We start from the raw sequence: 16,978 nt of genomic DNA on the forward strand, positions 1-16,978 counted from the left end.
ATCAAAATGACATGAAAACCATGTTAGTGTTGACTTGACCTGTTGTAGGTTAACGTTCAAGATACAGCAGATTACATGTACTACTGTCGTATTTTAAAAGAAAGAATTCCGCCAGGGATACTGGTGGTGGCATTAATAAACATCATAATGAGGACGCTATGAAAGTTCTTGTAGCGGTTAAGCGAGTTATTGACTATAACGTCAAGGTCCGCGTCAAACCTGACCACAGTGATGTCGACCTGAATAACGTAAAAATGGCAATTAACCCTTTCTGTGAAATTGCCGTGGAAGAGGCTGTTCGCCTGAAAGAAAAGGGCGTCGCTAGTGAAATTATCGTGGTCTCCATTGGCCCTAAAGAAGCTCAGGAGCAAATTCGTACTGCACTTGCCCTTGGTGCTGACCGTGGCCTACTCATTCAAACGGAAGAAATGCCTTCATCCCTGGGCGTGGCTAAACTACTGAAGGCTGTTGTAGATGAAGAGCAACCCCAGCTTATCATTCTTGGTAAACAGTCCATTGATACCGATAACAACCAAACGGGCCAAATGCTTGCGGCTTTAACAGATTACCCACAAGGGGCTTTTGCCTCCAGTGTTGAGGTTGAAGGCGACCATATCAATGTAGCCCGTGAAATTGATGGTGGCTTGCAAACACTAAAACTGTCTTTACCAGCAGTCATCACCGCTGATCTCCGCCTTAACGAGCCTCGTTACGCTTCACTACCTAATATTATGAAAGCGAAGCGAAAGCCTCTGGACACCAAAACACCAGCAGACTTAGGAGTAACACTCAGCAATACGCTAAAAACAGTAAAAGTCGAGCCACCCGCTGAGCGCCAGGCAGGGATCAAAGTCGCCAGTGTGGAAGAATTAGTTGATAAACTAAAAAATGAGGCGAAGGTGATCTGATGAGTATTTTAGTTATTGCTGAGCATAATAACCTCGACCTGCATAAGCCTACACTGAATACCGTGACAGCAGCCCTCGCACTGGGTGATGACGTTGATATCCTGGTGGCAGGTGCTAATTGTGGCAAAGTAGCTGAGCAAGCCGCCCAAATCGCTAAAATCCGTAAAGTATTATTGGCTGACCATGCGACCTATGAACATCAGTTAGCTGAAAACGTTGCAAAATTAATCGCTACAGTAGGAAAAAGCTATTCCCATATTTTGGCGCCAGCAGGCACTCAGGGTAAAAATACATTACCCCGTGTTGCCGCATTACTGGATGTGGACCAGCTATCCGACGTAATCCGTATTGATAGCCCAGATACCTTTGCCAGACCTATTTACGCAGGCAATGCTATTGCCACGGTCCAGTCCAGTGCAGCAATTAAAGTCATGACTATCCGCGCTACCAACTTTGATGCGGTAGCAACCAATGGCAACGCGCCTATCGAAACATTGGACGATACCTTTAGCACATCAAATGCAACCTTCATTAAGGAAGAGATTGCAGAGTCTGACCGCCCTGAGCTCACTGCAGCGGATGTTGTCATTTCAGGAGGCCGCGGCATGGCAAGCGGCGAAAACTTTGAAATGCTGTATACGTTAGCAGATAAACTGAATGCAGCAGTAGGTGCCTCTCGTGCTGCAGTTGATGCAGGTTTTGTCCCTAATGATATGCAAGTAGGGCAAACCGGTAAAATTGTGGCACCTAACTTATATATTGCTGTTGGTATATCGGGTGCTATTCAGCACTTAGCGGGCATGAAAGACAGTAAGGTTATTGTCGCTATCAATAAAGATGAAGAAGCGCCTATATTTCAGGTTGCAGACTATGGCCTGGTAGCTGATCTTTTTGAAGTCGTTCCCCAGCTGGAAAACCTTGTGTAACTGGTCAGTATTCTCAAAAGAGATACAGGCATTAGCTAAAATGGCTGGTTAAATCAGAAGATGCTGATAGCTTAATACACATAACTATAGGCATCTTCTGATAATCAATGTGCTCATAATTTGCAGTCAATGCAGCACAAAATAAGCATGATACCGCACCATTAAACAACATTTGCGGTAAGGCCCAGCAAAAAGGTAACACGTACATTCTTTTTTATGTTACTTGCTGAGTTTAATAACATGACTTGTGAAAGCATTAGTATTAAGGATAAACTGACTGGATTAACTTGGACGAAATAACCAATTAAGTCCAGAATATATTCATAGCAGCAACAGGCTTTAGCGTTTAATAGCCTGCTATGGAAGTAGACTGTAGCGAGCTGATTCGCTCATCGGTTGGTGTTACTGTTCTTACCTACAGGGTTTTGCTATTTTATTCAATATCTACCCTATTCAGTGGCGCTAATGTTGATCTAGTAAGATTTATGCCGAGGAGTGTTCCATTTGATTAAAATCCTTGTTGCCGATGATCATGACCTCGTCCGCACTGGCATCACCCGTATGTTACAAGATGTCAATGAGTTGGAAGTCGTCGGTGAAGCGCGATCCGGAGAAGAAGCTGTAGATATGGCGCGTCGATTAGCACCCGATGTAGTGCTGATGGATGTCAAAATGCCAGGTATTGGTGGATTGGAAGCCACACGTAAAATCACTCGATCTAATCCTAATGTCAAAATTATTGCCGTTACCGTCTGTGATGATGAACCTTTTCCTTCCCGCTTATTACAAGCAGGGGCCTCTGGCTATGTCACCAAAGGTGCCATACTGGATGAGATGGTTACCGCCATTCGCATGGCTCACCAGGGTAAGCGCTACATTAGCCCAGACATAGCCCAACAGCTGGCTTTGAAACAGTTTGACCAGGAAGGCAAACAATCTCCTTTTGATAGTTTGTCTGAGCGGGAAATCCAAATCGCAATGATGATCGTTAATTGTCATAAGGTTCAGGCTATATCTGACAAGCTATGTCTTAGCCCCAAAACCGTTAACAGCTATCGCTATCGAATCTTCGACAAACTGAATATCTCCAGTGATGTGGAGCTCACCCTATTAGCCGTGAAGCATGGTATGCTGGATGCTGAAACCATTCGCTAGGCACTAGCCTATTATGTAATGGTTACCCCCTGAGCTGGATAGGGTGCACTTTTTCAGATAAGTGCGCCTTATATAGCTTGTTTCTGTATTTTGCTACCAATTAATGACTAACCATCCTTTGCCATATTTTTATCCCCTCCAAGATAGCGTTACAATAATAATTTGAATCCACGTAAATAAAACAAATCCCAGTGCGCTTTGACTGGTCCCTAAATCACAGACTCTTTTTCAATTACACATATGACTCAACCGGCTGCCAAAACATTTGATGCCAAGCACTTTTTACAGCTCACCCCCAAACAGCCCGGGGTTTATCAAATGTATGATCAGCAAGACAAAATTTTATATGTAGGAAAAGCGAAAAGTTTACGTCAACGCCTAGCCAGCTATTTTAGCCGCCAGCCTTTAGCACCAAAAACCAGTGCCTTGGTGAAAAAGATTGCCCGAATAGAAACCACGGTGACCAACTCAGAAACTGAGGCTCTCCTGCTAGAGCAAAACTTAATTAAGGCCCTAAAACCACCCTATAATATTCTCCTGCGCGACGATAAATCCTACCCCTTTATTTATCTTTCCAATGACACATTTCCACGCCTCAGCTTACACCGAGGACTGCGAAGTGCACCTGGAGAATACTTTGGGCCTTTTCCTTCTGCCTATGCAGTAAAAGAAAGCCTAAACTGGTTACAAAAAATATTTCAGGTTCGCCAGTGTGAAAACAGCTTTTTTAGTAACCGAAGCCGGCCTTGCCTGCAATACCAGATTAAACGCTGTAAAGCCCCATGTGTAGACCTTGTAAATCAGGAGGAGTATGCCAAAGATGTAGCTCAATCCCGACTATTTTTACAGGGTAAAAGTCAACAACTGATGTATGACTTGATTGAAGAAATGGAAAATGCAGCAAATAAGTTAGAATTTGAGCATGCCGCCACCCTTAGAGATCGCATTAATCATTTACGTCAAATTCAGGAGCAACAGGCCATTGTTGGCTCAGGACAAGGTGATCATGACTGTGTCTCTTTTATAGAGCAACAAGGGGTAATCTGCTTTGTCGTGTTAATGATTAGGGGAGGGCGCTTACTAGGCCAGCGTACTTTTTTTCATGATATAGCCCTTGAATTAAGCCAGGAAGAGCAGCTACAGGAGTTTCTGGCGCAGTTTTATATTTCCAATGCCAAGCAGCGAGACTTTCCCAAAGAAGTCATTATTTGCCAAGCGATACCAGAACCCTCTATTTTTATTACTGCACTACAGCAGACTTGTGGGCAATGCATAACATTAAAACATAATGTTCGAGCTGAACGCCTCAGTTGGCTTCAGCTGGCAGAAAAAAATGCCAAACAGCAACTCGCTGGCCGTTTAGCAAATAAACATCATATGCTGCAACGCTGTCAGCAACTACAAGCTTTACTGCAACTGACGTTTTTACCTGAACGCATTGAGTGCTTTGATATCAGCCACACTCAAGGTGAAGCGACGGTAGCATCGTGTGTGGTATTTGGCCAAGAAGGCGCATTAAAAAAGGATTATCGTCGTTATAACATCCAAAATATTACCCCGGGTGATGATTACGCGGCGATGGAGCAAGCACTCCAGCGACGTTTTGCCGGTTCAGCGGAGGGCGGCAACATACCTGATGTATTACTTATCGATGGGGGAAAAGGACAGTTGACTATTGCTCAGCAAGTGTTAGCTAATTACTCATTATCATCCATCACATTGGTGGGCGTGGCTAAAGGCCCCTCCAGAAAGCCAGGACTAGAAACACTCCTTGTCTCAAACGAGCAACGCACGTCGTATAATCAAGTTGATCCAGCACCTGACCATGGTGGCTTTTTACTTATACAACAAGTGAGGGATGAGGCACATCGCTTTGCCATTGCTGGTCACCGCAATAAACGCAGTAAAGCACGGCAACAGTCGGTTCTTGAGCATGTCCCGGGAATTGGACATAAGCGCCGTCAGGCATTACTGAAATATTTTGGTGGTATACAGGGTATTAGCGCTGCAACAGTCAGTGAGCTGCAAAAAGTAAAAGGTATTAGTAAATCTTTGGCGCAACAGATATATGATACTTTACATCACGAATGAAGCCTCTACACTAGCGGCCGAACTAAGAAGAATGCCAACCAAGGAATAGCCCAGAAGTCGCATGAACATTCCGAATTATTTAACGTTACTCCGCATTGTCCTCATTCCTGTTATTGTGCTTATTTACTATTTACCTATACCGTGGAGTTATCAGGCCAGTGCCTGTATTTTTGCCCTGGCAGGTATTACGGACTGGTTCGATGGCTATTTAGCCCGCAGACTGAATCAGGCAACGCCTTTTGGTGCTTTTCTGGACCCTGTTGCCGATAAACTCATGGTAGCTATTGCCTTGGCATTGCTGGTCGAAGAATACTCTCATCTATGGCTGACAATTCCTGCCATCATTATTATTGGCCGAGAAATCGTGATATCTGCTTTAAGAGAGTGGATGGCCGAAATAGGTAAAAGAACCAGTGTTGCTGTTAGCTTTGTAGGTAAGTTAAAAACTGCCGTACAAATGCTAGCGATATTTTTACTATTGGCATCACCTGCTGGATACCCCAGTACAATCTTTTATATTGGTATAAGCTGTCTCTATCTTGCAGCAATACTCACGCTTTGGTCTATGGTAGTTTATTTACGGACAGCCTGGGCAGACCTGATCCCCTTAAAAGAGTGAAGGTTGATCATTTGTAGTAGATGCTTTTAGTTATAATGACGGTTTTTATTAATAACTGCTTGACAGAAAAGCTGAGATGCCTAAAATACGCAGCGTGTCTCAGGCGGGAATAGCTCAGTTGGTAGAGCACAACCTTGCCAAGGTTGGGGTCGCGAGTTCGAGTCTCGTTTCCCGCTCCATTCTTGAGATAATGGCTGGGTGGCAGAGTGGTCATGCAGCGGACTGCAACTCCGTGTACGCCGGTTCGATTCCGACCCCAGCCTCCATTTTCTTAGCAATAGTCCACCCAACATTTCAATCTATTGCTAAACACCTCCTTTATACTTATCCTCTTAAAAATTTCTGAATAACACTAAGAACGTTCTACCTGTTTAAGATAAAGCATCCCATTACTAAATACTTTGAATATTTTTGCCTCTTTGCTTTCTGAGCAGAAAAAAGAGCAGGGCAGTACTCAGCTGTTCCAAACGTATCGATGTCATTTGAGGTAGGTTAATCTGACGATGGACACACTTTATTATATTGGGCTGTTATGTGGCGGGGTCTTTGCAATCACAGGTGTTATTGCTTCACAAAATAAAGGGCTTGATATTTTTTCTGTCGTCTTATTAGGCGTTGTAACCGCGATAGGCGGGGGTACTATTCGTGATTTACTCCTAGCCAACTATCCTATTTTTTGGATTGCTGATTTAAACTTTTTATGGGTTGCCATTTTTGCATCTATCATCGCTTTTTTTACAGTCAATATTATTTCAAATAAACAAGCATTATTACTGTATTTGGATGCATTAGGAGCCTCACTGTTTGCCATTTTAGCAACCCATAACACTTTACAAGCAGGTTATCCCGAGATAGTTGCTATTATCATGGGCCTCATTACAGCTATTTTCGGCGGTATTCTTCGTGATGTCCTGACGGGAAGACCCACCTTACTCATGAGCCAGGAACTCTATGCCACCCCTTTATTGGCAGGCTCAGCCATTTTAGCCTTACTGTATCACTTCAATATTCAACTGGCGGCTCTAATCCCCCTTAGTATTGCGCTGACATTTTTATTTCGGGCGGCATGCATATACTTTCATATTCATTATCCAGTCTGGCTCTGCCGACAGTGAGTCATCCCATTTTGCGCTATTTGCTACACCTTATGTAATGCTATTATTAGTAATGTGCCTCTATTTGCTTTGAAGTAGGATTAGCAGAGAAGGATGTAGCAATGGACCTCTTTAATAAAATCCGTGGCGAATTTATCGACATCATTGAATGGACTGATGATAGCCGCGACACCATGGTTTATCGCTTTGAGCGATACAATAACGAAATCAAAATGGGTGCTAGACTCGTTGTCCGAGAGTCTCAGGTAGCTGTATTTATCAATAAAGGTAAGATCGCTGATTTATTTGAACCCGGTGATTACACATTAGAAACTGATAACTTACCCATACTTTCAACACTGCAAGGCTGGAAGCATGGCTTTCACAGCCCATTCAAAGCAGAAGTTTATTTTATCAATACCCGCCGCTTTACTGATTTAAAGTGGGGAACTAAAAACCCTATTACCTTACGTGATCCTGAGTTTGGCCCAATGCGCATCCGTGCATTTGGCACCTATGCTATTCGTATTACCAACGCCGTAGATTTTATTAAAGAAATTGTCGGTACTGATGGCCACTTCACTACTGACGAAATTACCAGCCAACTGCGAAACCTTATTGTCTCCCGTTTTGCCGATATTCTTGGCGAAACCAAAATCCCCATTCTGGATATGGCCGCCAACTATGATGAACTAGGAGAGTTTATCACTAAGAAGATTCATGGTGACTTTTTAGCGTATGGTATCGACATCACCAAAATGCTGGTCGAGAACATATCCTTACCCACTGCAGTTGAAGAAATACTGGATAAACGTACAAGCATGGGAATTTTGGGGAACTTGCAACAGTACACTCATTTTCAAACCGCTACAGCCATTGAAAAAGCGGCTGAAAATGAAGGTGGTATGGCGGGTGGAGGCATGGGTATGGGCATGGGCTTTGTGATGGCAAATCAAATGGGGCAAAGCATGCAACATAATCAAGAGTCTCAAACACCGAATCAGCCATCTACTCCCGTACCGCCCCCTCTACCTCAAGAAAAACCCTTTTATGTCGCCATCAATGGCCAACAGCAAGGCCCTATGCCAATCAGTCAATTACAGGCATTAGTCAATAATGGCATGGTCACGAGGGAAAGCTTAGTATGGTGTGAAGGTATGAGTAATTGGGAAAAAGCCGCAGAGGTTGATGCACTCAATGACTTATTTGCCGCGACACCTCCACCCTTACCACCACAATAGTACGTTAAAACAGCACGGAAGCTGTTTTTAATCACCTATTACAGTGAGTCACGCTTATGGCCAGCAGCCCACCCCCAATGCCTCCAGATCAAGAAAATAGAAACAATGAACAACCTGCTCGCAAAGCCAGTAGCGACTTTAAATGCCAGCAATGTGGTGCCAAACTCACATTTAAGCCTGGTAGTCAGGCCTTAGTTTGTCAGTACTGTAATTTTAAAAACGTCATAAAAGCCAGCGAGGAACCTATTGAAGAACTTGATTACCATGAATACTTGAAAAAAGCAGAAGCTGGCGATGTTACAGAGGAAAAGCTTTATATAAAGTGTAATACCTGTGGGGCAGAGTCTACCTCTGAAGCCAATGTCACATCACAAGAGTGTGCCTTTTGCGGTAGTGAAATTGTCTCTACAGCCCACTCTAAAAAGCTTATCAAACCACGCTCCCTACTCCCTTTCAAGGTCACTCGAAATACCGCTCGAGAAAGCTATAAAACATGGCTACACAGCCTATGGTTTGCGCCTAACGCTTTAAAAAAGAAAGCTCGACTAGAAGCATCATTAAATGGCATTTTTGTACCCTATTGGACATTCGATTCAATCACTACTAGCGACTACACGGGAGAACGTGGGCAGTATTATTATGTTACCGTAACAAAAACACGTACTAACGCTGAAGGAGAGCAGGAAACCTATACTGAACGAGAGCGACGTACCCGTTGGTATTCAACAGAGGGTAGGGTATTTAATGACTTTAACGATGTTTTGGTTCTTGCCAGCCGTACCTTACCCAGAAAATACACAGAAGCGCTTGAACCCTGGGATTTAAAAAACTTAGCTCCCTACCAAGATAAGTATTTAAGCGGTTTCAAAGCAGAGAGCTACCAAGTCAATTTAAAAAAGGGATTTAAGCTCGCTAAAGATATTATGGATGATGAAATTCGAGAAACTATTAGAAGGGATATCGGCGGTGATGAGCAGCGTATTCACTCCGTCAACACTCACTACAAAAATATATCCTTTAAACATATTTTATTGCCCGTTTGGCTCAGCGCTTATCGCTATCATGAAAAAGTTTACCGCTTTTTGGTTAATGCTCGCACTGGAGAAGTTCAAGGAGAGCGCCCTTACAGCTGGGTTAAAATTACATTGGCGATTTTGGCAGTGATTGTCGTCGGTGCTGGAATTTATTATTGGCATCAGTCGCCATAGCAACTCTAAAACCAAGCTCTAGTTGCAATTAAAAATAAGATAAAAATCGCACTAATAGTTCGAATATAAATTTTCTTTTAAAGAATAATAAAACCAAAAAGAGGAGGGCAACGCAGGATTAAAAATATCAGCCGCTTAAAATTTATACTCAAACCATAAAAAAATAAACATGAATATAATATAAGCTTAAGAAGAAGTGGTGCCCGGGGCCGGACTTGAACCGGCACGGAGTTAACCTCCGAGGGATTTTAAGTCCCTTGCGTCTACCAATTTCGCCACCCGGGCTTCACGCTTAGAAATGATCTACTGAAAGGCTGATTTTGTCAATCTTGTAATCAGCTTAGACAAAGCTATCAAACCGTTCTATCGCTACCAAACTTTTCTGTCTAAATAATTTATCTTTGCAGACATTTTCTTCAGACTTAAGCTTAATAACAAGGTCGGCTGCTTTGCTGGGCTGTTTCCCCTCAGCGACGAGGCGTATTATACATAGAAGTATTATGTTGGCAAGACTTATGTCATACACTTATAAAGTTACTTGATAAAACTGCCGATAATGAACAGAAAAAGACTGCAAGAGCAGCACATCCCACTGGACAGCATTTAATACCTGAAAGAGGATACAACATAATCGGTATACTTTTTATGGAGGCTATGTCTTCACCGAGCAAACATCAAAGTGGCAATAAAGGAATCATTGCTACAGCGTTTCTCACCTCAAATAACACTAAGGAAGGTAAAAATTATGCAAAATACAACACATTCTTCGACTAACTCTGCAGCAGCGGCTTTTGACCATGAACACAACCCGCGCCCAGCTCGATATGACGTAGTTATTATCGGCGGCGGAGCAGCAGGGACAGCCTGTGCCAGCAGCCTCTTAAAAAGGACAAAGCAGCTGAGTATTGCGATTGTCGAACCTAGTGACCATCATTATTACCAGCCAGGATGGACATTAGTTGGCGCTGGAGTTTTTACTCAGGCACAAACCATCCATAAAATGGCAGACTCTCTACCTAAAAAGGTGACCTGGATTAAAGCAGAAGCCACCGCCATTGATCCATACCAACATCTTGTCACACTCAATAATAATGAACGACTAGTCTACCAGACGCTTGTCGTTTGTCCTGGACTCTGTCTAAACTGGCAAGGAATTAAAGGTCTTCCTGAAGCGCTAGGACAACAAGGTATTACCTCCAACTATCACCTGGATTTTGCACCTTATACTTGGCAACAAGTGAAAAGCCTGTGCAAAGGTAAAGCCATTTTCACTCAACCGGCAATGCCCATCAAGTGTGCAGGTGCACCACAAAAAGCCGTTTATTTATCCTGTGATTACTGGCGACAGCAACAGTGTTTAGACCAAATTGATGTTGAATTCCATATAGCAGGAGCGGCTTTATTTGGCGTCGCAGCCTTTGTTCCTGCATTACAACGTTATATTGAACGCTATGGTATTGACCTGACGTATAACTCCAACTTAGTTGAAGTAGATGTCAGTACAAAGACAGCTTATTTTAGCCAACAAGCTGCAGACAGCGAGCAGACAGAAATCATCGCCAAGTCATTTGATTTTCTACACGCAGTACCTCCCCAGCAAGCACCTGCTTTTATCCGTAATAGCCCACTCAGTAATGCTACAGGCTGGGTTGATGTTGACCCACTCACACTTCGCCACAACCAGTTTGATGATATCTTCAGTTTGGGAGATGTCACCTCAACCAGTAACGCAAAAACAGCTGCCGCTATCCGAAAACAAGCCCCCGTAGTCGCAGAAAACTTGCTGGCATTTTTAAAAGGTCACTCACTGACAGCATACTATGATGGCTATGGTGCCTGTCCTTTAACCGTGGAACGAGGCAAAGTCATTCTGGCGGAGTTCGGTTATGATGGAAAACTGTTACCGACGCTGCCACTTAACCCAACGATTGCAAGGCGCAGCTATTGGCAGTTAAAAACACATGGCTTACCCTTTCTATACTGGGATGTATTACTAAAGGGACACGAGTGGCTCGCACAACCGAAGCACCGTGCAGAAGAAGCACACCCTAAACATCAGGCTCAAGCAGCCTCATCAAACAGCGCAAATAAACAGCACCCCTAAAACACCAAGCCTTGGTAACATATTTATGGCCCAACACCTAAAGCCGTTGAGTTGGGTCATAAACATGTCATGATTTTTCTTTATTAATTAAACATAACAGCATGATTTCTTAAAATACACGTCAGTATTTGTTATTTTCCAGTACCTTAAAAATCAACCAAACATGACTACAACAAAAAGCGGCTGTTTATAATTGAGAGAAAAATGCCAAAATCAGTGTTATTTAAAAAAGAACGCACAAATCACCCTGTATACTAGCCTCAAATTTTTTGAATCCATGATGATCAATTTTTATTCATCATATAGACATGCATGCAACTACTGAGTAAGGAATATTCATGCTGATTCCCGTAATTTTATCTGGCGGAACAGGATCAAGACTTTGGCCACTGTCTCGGGAGCTTTATCCAAAGCAACTTTTAAACCTAGTCAATCAGGATACCAGTCTGCTGCAAGATACCGTGCTCAGGCTACCCACCACTCCTGACATACAAGCCCCTATTGTGGTGTGTAATGAAGCCCATCGTTTTATGGTTGCCGAACAACTGCATGCGATTAATAAACCTGCAACCCGCATTTTACTCGAACCGATTGGCCGTAATACAGCACCGGCTATTGCTATTTCAGCTTGGCAGGCCATGGCTATTAATGCTGAGGCTGTCCTGTTGGTACTGCCTGCAGATCACACCATTGCCAACTTACCCCATTTCCACCAAGTCATCGCACAGGGCAATGCACAAGCACTTGCCGGCAAACTTGTGACATTTGGTATCGTACCTGACTACCCAGAAACGGGTTACGGCTATATTGATGCTGGCGAGGAGGTCAGTACAGGGGTTCGTCATATATCTCAGTTTGTTGAAAAGCCCAGTGCAGAAGTTGCCAAGCAATACTGTCAGTCAGGCCATCACTTCTGGAATAGTGGCATGTTCATGTTCAGGGCTGATCGCTACCTACAAGAGCTCAAACAATTTGCTCCACAAATTCACCAGGCAACCCAACAAGCTTTTGAGCAGGCTATTGAAGATTTGGACTTTGTTCGTCTAGATCAAAAGGCTTTTGCAGGCAGCCCAGAAGATTCCATCGATTATGCAGTCATGGAGCATACTCAAGCGAGCGTTGTGATTCCTACCGACCTGGGGTGGAGTGATGTAGGATCTTGGACCGCACTGGCAGATCTCACCCCTCCAGATGCTCATGGTAATGTTCAGCGTGGTGATGTACTTGTTGAAAATACCAGTGATTGCTACATTCGCGCAGAGCATCGACTGGTCACCACCGTTGGCGTATCCAACCTGGTCATCGTTGAAACTAAAGATGCCGTTCTGGTGGCGAATAAAGATCAGGTTCAGTCCGTCAAGCAGCTGGTTAATCAGCTCTCCAGTCAACAGCGCACAGAATACCAGCTTCATAAACAGGTCTACCGTCCTTGGGGATCTTATGAAGGCATTGATGAAGAAGATCGTTTTCAAGTGAAGCGGATAACTGTCAAGCCAGGTGCTAGTCTGTCTTTACAAAAGCATTTTCATCGAGCAGAACACTGGATTGTCGTCAAAGGAACCGCAAAAGTCACTTGCGGCGAAAAAACGTTCCTTGTTTCAGAAAACGAGTCGACTTATATTCCGCTTGGCGAAAAACATCGTCTCGAAAACCCAGGCAAAATTCCGCTGGAACTCATCGAAGTTCAGTCAGGCAGTTATTTAGGTGAGGATGATATTGTCAGGTTTGACGATGTTTATGGCCGGAGTGACCAACAATAAAACTACGCTTACGACAAAGCCAAGTGTTCATTCACTCATTAACTGACTAAGTTAAGGTATTTTTTACGAATGATTAAAAAATGTTTATTTCCGGCAGCAGGGTATGGAACTCGGTTTTTGCCCGCAACCAAGTCAATGCCTAAGGAAATGATGCCCATCGTCAATAAACCCCTGATTGAGTATGGTGTTGAAGAAGCTCTTGATGCAGGTCTCAATGAAATTTGCATTGTGACGGGTCGAGGCAAGCGGGCACTGGCCGACCATTTCGACACCAACTACGAGCTTGAACATCAAATTAAAGGCACCAGCAAAGAAGAAACACTTAAAGACATCCGTCACCTTATTGAAAGCTGCACCTTTTCCTACACACGTCAACGCGAAATGAAAGGGTTAGGGCATGCAATTTTAACAGGCCGTGCCATTATTGGTGATGAGCCTTTTGCTGTGGTTCTAGCGGATGACCTATGCATTCACCCAGATGATGGTGTCTTATCCCAAATGGTTAGGCTTTATAACCAGTTTCGCTGCAGTATCGTGGCTATCCAAGAAGTCCCCAAGGACCAAACGCATAAATATGGTGTGATTGCAGGTGATATTATTCGTGAAGACTTGTTCCGAATTACGGATATGATTGAAAAACCTAAACCTGAAAATGCCCCCAGCAACTTGGCCATCATTGGCCGATACATCTTAACACCTGATATCTTTGACATTATCCGCGACACACCCCCAGGCAAAAATGGCGAAGTGCAAATTACCGATGCGCTTCTGTCTCAGGCCAAAAGTGGCTGTGTGTTGGGTTACAAATTTAAGGGCAAACGATTTGATTGCGGTAGCATTGAAGGTTATATCGAAGCAACCAATTACTGCTATGATAATTTATATTTGAAAAAATAATGCAATAAGCGCCTATGCCAGGTCAGTCCGACTGACTTGGCCTACTAAACTATAGGCAAACAACATGAGGTGCATAATGGATCTTCATTATATCAACCACCTGCTCAAGCTCATTCATGATCAGCCCCCTCCCTTTGTTGAGTACGACTTTCTCCGCAGTGAAGTGGCCAACTCTGACCGTTACAGCCTGGCAGAAGGTGAGCAGCTATCAAAATACCTATTTCTACTTGAGGACGACAACCTGGTTGAGCTTGTGATGACAGAGGACCGTATCATCACTCATGTTCGCTTAACCGCCGACGGCTGGCGACGACTAGAAAAAGTACCACAAGTGTCCTAGTAGCCTACAGGTGGGCTATTGAGATAACGATTATTGCTTCTCACGCACTGACGCCATAGATCCAGGGACCAGAGACATGCATAGTGAAGCTGGTGTTCTGATTTTAATATTTGTCAGTCTTGCGCTGATCATAGGTGCGGGTGTCAGAAGCCTGGTTAAAAGTATCCAACTGCCGTATACCGTTTGTTTATTGACCATTGGGCTATGCCTGGGATACTTAGAGCGTATTGGTATTACTGAGCAATATGCTCCTCTTTTGGACAAAACCCTGGCACTGGTTGCAGGCGTTGACCCCCACCTCATCTTATTTTTATTTTTACCCACATTGGTATTTGAAAGTGCCTTTTCTTTAGAGGTTCACTTATTTCGTCGTATATTCGCTCAAATTGCCCTGTTAGCCGTTCCAGGCTTAGTTATTGCCACCACCCTTACCGCTAGCCTGGCTAAATGGATGTTCCCCTGGGATTGGAGTTGGGCATTATGTTTGATGTTTGGGGCACTTATTAGTGCGACAGACCCTGTTGCTGTGGTAGCGCTTTTGAAAGAAGTAAGTTCCCGTAAGCGACTGGAAACCTTACTGGAAGGAGAATCACTATTAAATGATGGCACAGCGATTGTCTTATTTACGCTGTTTTTTGGCTGGGTTATCAGCAGTCAAGCTAGCCAGCAAATAAGCTTAGTCAGCCTGACAGCAAATTTCACCTGGGTGGTCACAGCAGGGCTTCTGGTCGGCGTAGTCGCCGGTGGTTTAGTGATGATCTGGATCGGTAAAGTCTTTAATGACCCGCTTATCGAGATAACCTTATCAATTGCCACTGCCTATTTGGTGTATTACATCGCAGAGAGCCTACATGTCTCTGGCATTGTGGCGGTTGTAGCACTTGCCTTAATGTTTGCCGGAATAGGGCGAACGCGCATTTCACCTGAAGTAGGGGAGTTCTTACATAATTTCTGGGGCATGATGGCCCATATGGCCAATACCCTGATCTTTTTACTGGTAGGTATTCTCATCGCCAGCCGAGTTCATTGGGATAACCCTGAGTCATGGGTTACGCTGGGTATTTTATACATAGGCATTCAAATCATTCGTACCTTCTCTGTATTTATCCTGACCCCACTTTTAAAGCGCTTTAGTGGGGGTATCACCCGCGAAAAAGCTATTGTGCTGACCTGGGGAGGCTTACGCGGTGCTGTATCTTTGGCTCTAGCGCTAATCGTTGCACAGGAAAATCTATTACCAAAAGAAATTGGCGATCAAGTCCTGTTTTTATGTGCAGGCATTGTGGTTTTAAGTATTGTCATTAACGGCTCAACCATGAGCTGGATACTTGCCCGTTTACATCTCAACCAGCTGCCTGCCGCTAAGCAAGCCACCGTTGACAAAGCCCAACGATTAATTACTGAAGACCTATTAAAATTATTGCCAAAGTTAATGGGCAATAGCTTTTTAAAAGGAGCTGACTGGGATGAGGTTAAGCATAATACAGGATTACTCAGACCCATTGAGGTTAAAGACAAAGACCACGAACCCAACCAGGTATCCTCACAAGAACTCACGATCGCATTTAGGCGCCGCCTGCTAGAAACTGAGCGTCAGCATTACTGGCTCCAATTTGAAAAGGGAACACTGGGTAAGCAGTCGACAAATAAACTGGTGGAAGCCGTTGAACATGCCCTTGATGGTGAACCAAAAATTGCACCTCGAGAAACGCTTTATCGTTATTGGCAAACGCCCCCTTTATTACACCTCTTACGCAATATACGAGGCATCAAAAAAATTGCCGTATCGCTGAGCTTTTCAAGAATTACCCTTGGTTATGAAATAGCACGGGGTTTTATTCAGGCTCAGGATCACTTAGAAAGTTACATACCCTCATTAGCCCCCAATGAGGAGGAGGCCGTAGCAGTTAAGCAGCTCATTGCCCAAAATAAACTAAAAACACAAGAATATATTGAGCAATTACGTAATACCTTTCCAGACCTGGTACACACCCTCGAAACCCACTCAGCTATTCGAACCTTACTCAATCGAGAGCGAACAGTAGTCAAACAATTACTCAATCAAGCGGTTTTAGATAAGCCAGAAGCCAAACGCTTAGTACAAAATATTGAGCAACGTATGGCTCGATTACAGCGGGTCGCTACCTTTGCCAAGCCCACTTCACCGGAAGAGCTACTCAGCCAGTTAAACTGGTGTAAAAACTTAGCCGTGGAAACCCAGCAACAACTCATCAAAATCATTGAACACACACTGTACAGCAGTGGTGAGTGGGTTATCCATCAAGGGAAACCATTCTATGGTTTAGGCATCATCGCCAAGGGCTCAATTGAAGCGTATGAATACCACTTAGGTAAAAAATTCAGAAAAACCCTTGGCCCTGGTGAGCTGGTAGGGACATTATCCTTACTCAGTGGTGTCAGTCCTGGCGACTACCAGGCAATGAGCTTAGTGAATATGCTGTGGCTACCTGGAGAAAAACTCAAGCAGTTGATGGCGAAAGACAGTGCACTAGCGGAAGCCATTGGTGAACTATTACAGCCAGCATATAATTCATAACTCAAGAGTACCTAGCAACCTGAACACCTTGATATTCACTTCGAAAATCACACTTTAAAACCTCCAGCCCTAGAAGGT

Annotated in this window: 13 protein-coding genes and 3 tRNA genes; 15 read left to right on the plus strand and 1 reads right to left on the minus strand. The window is 43.9% G+C overall.

Annotation, left to right across the window (positions count from 1 at the left end; genetic code table 11):
• Nucleotides 1-158 precede the first annotated feature (158 nt).
• The 10 genes from KHS79_RS07120 to KHS79_RS07165 all read left to right on the plus strand — a co-directional run bounded on the left by KHS79_RS07120 (nt 159) and on the right by KHS79_RS07165 (nt 9,242).
• Nucleotides 159-908, plus strand: coding sequence for an electron transfer flavoprotein subunit beta/FixA family protein (locus tag KHS79_RS07120; RefSeq protein ID WP_094787484.1), 750 nt, complete (start codon nt 159-161; stop codon nt 906-908).
• Nucleotides 908-1,834: an electron transfer flavoprotein subunit alpha/FixB family protein gene (locus KHS79_RS07125; protein ID WP_212717884.1), complete on the plus strand. Its 927-nt coding sequence runs from the start codon at nt 908-910 to the stop codon at nt 1,832-1,834. Before KHS79_RS07120 ends, KHS79_RS07125 begins: the two co-directional genes overlap by 1 nt.
• 504 nt (nt 1,835-2,338) lie before the next feature.
• Nucleotides 2,339-2,989 carry a UvrY/SirA/GacA family response regulator transcription factor gene (gene uvrY / locus KHS79_RS07130; RefSeq protein ID WP_027708062.1) on the plus strand — a complete coding sequence of 217 codons (651 nt, stop codon included), beginning with the start codon at nt 2,339-2,341 and terminating at the stop codon, nt 2,987-2,989.
• A 240-nt stretch (nt 2,990-3,229) separates the two neighbouring features.
• Nucleotides 3,230-5,080, plus strand: a complete 1,851-nt coding sequence (gene uvrC / locus KHS79_RS07135; RefSeq protein ID WP_212717886.1) for an excinuclease ABC subunit UvrC — start codon at nt 3,230-3,232, stop codon at nt 5,078-5,080.
• Between the two features lie 61 nt (nt 5,081-5,141).
• Nucleotides 5,142-5,699, plus strand: coding sequence for a CDP-diacylglycerol--glycerol-3-phosphate 3-phosphatidyltransferase (pgsA, locus tag KHS79_RS07140; RefSeq protein WP_027708060.1), 558 nt, complete (start codon nt 5,142-5,144; stop codon nt 5,697-5,699).
• 103 nt (nt 5,700-5,802) lie between these two features.
• Nucleotides 5,803-5,878 (plus strand) — tRNA-Gly (locus tag KHS79_RS07145).
• A 13-nt stretch (nt 5,879-5,891) separates the two neighbouring features.
• Nucleotides 5,892-5,965 (plus strand) — tRNA-Cys (locus KHS79_RS07150).
• 237 nt (nt 5,966-6,202) lie between these two features.
• Nucleotides 6,203-6,814, plus strand: coding sequence for a trimeric intracellular cation channel family protein (locus tag KHS79_RS07155; RefSeq protein ID WP_212717888.1), 612 nt, complete (start codon nt 6,203-6,205; stop codon nt 6,812-6,814).
• A 101-nt stretch (nt 6,815-6,915) separates the two neighbouring features.
• Entirely contained in the window at nt 6,916-8,034 is a 1,119-nt protein-coding gene (locus tag KHS79_RS07160) for an SPFH domain-containing protein (protein WP_212717890.1), read from the plus strand.
• Nucleotides 8,035-8,090: 56 nt separating this feature from the next.
• Nucleotides 8,091-9,242, plus strand: coding sequence for a hypothetical protein (locus KHS79_RS07165; protein ID WP_212717892.1), 1,152 nt, complete (start codon nt 8,091-8,093; stop codon nt 9,240-9,242).
• A 197-nt stretch (nt 9,243-9,439) separates the two neighbouring features.
• Here KHS79_RS07165 and KHS79_RS07170 read toward each other — a convergent pair.
• Nucleotides 9,440-9,527, minus strand: a tRNA-Leu gene (locus tag KHS79_RS07170).
• A 460-nt stretch (nt 9,528-9,987) separates the two neighbouring features.
• Here KHS79_RS07170 and KHS79_RS07175 point away from each other — a divergent pair.
• The 5 genes from KHS79_RS07175 (at nt 9,988) to KHS79_RS07195 (ending at nt 16,900) form a co-directional block, all read left to right on the plus strand.
• Nucleotides 9,988-11,346: an NAD(P)/FAD-dependent oxidoreductase gene (locus tag KHS79_RS07175; protein ID WP_212717894.1), complete on the plus strand. Its 1,359-nt coding sequence runs from the start codon at nt 9,988-9,990 to the stop codon at nt 11,344-11,346.
• Between the two features lie 338 nt (nt 11,347-11,684).
• A complete protein-coding gene (locus tag KHS79_RS07180) occupies nt 11,685-13,106 on the plus strand; it encodes a mannose-1-phosphate guanylyltransferase/mannose-6-phosphate isomerase (protein ID WP_212717896.1) in 1,422 nt (473 codons plus the stop codon).
• A 69-nt stretch (nt 13,107-13,175) separates the two neighbouring features.
• The gene (gene galU, locus KHS79_RS07185; RefSeq protein ID WP_038290958.1) at nt 13,176-14,003 is read left to right on the plus strand and encodes a UTP--glucose-1-phosphate uridylyltransferase GalU; all 828 of its coding nucleotides are present in this window, start codon (nt 13,176-13,178) and stop codon (nt 14,001-14,003) included.
• A 76-nt stretch (nt 14,004-14,079) separates the two neighbouring features.
• Complete coding sequence (locus KHS79_RS07190; protein WP_027708055.1) at nt 14,080-14,343, plus strand: hypothetical protein; 264 nt, start codon at nt 14,080-14,082, stop codon at nt 14,341-14,343.
• A gap of 76 nt (nt 14,344-14,419) precedes the next feature.
• A complete protein-coding gene (locus tag KHS79_RS07195) occupies nt 14,420-16,900 on the plus strand; it encodes a cation:proton antiporter (RefSeq protein WP_212717906.1) in 2,481 nt (826 codons plus the stop codon).
• The last annotated feature ends 78 nt before the right edge of the window (nt 16,901-16,978 follow it).

Source organism: Zooshikella ganghwensis, assembly GCF_018263875.1.
GTDB lineage: Bacteria > Pseudomonadota > Gammaproteobacteria > Pseudomonadales > Zooshikellaceae > Zooshikella > Zooshikella ganghwensis.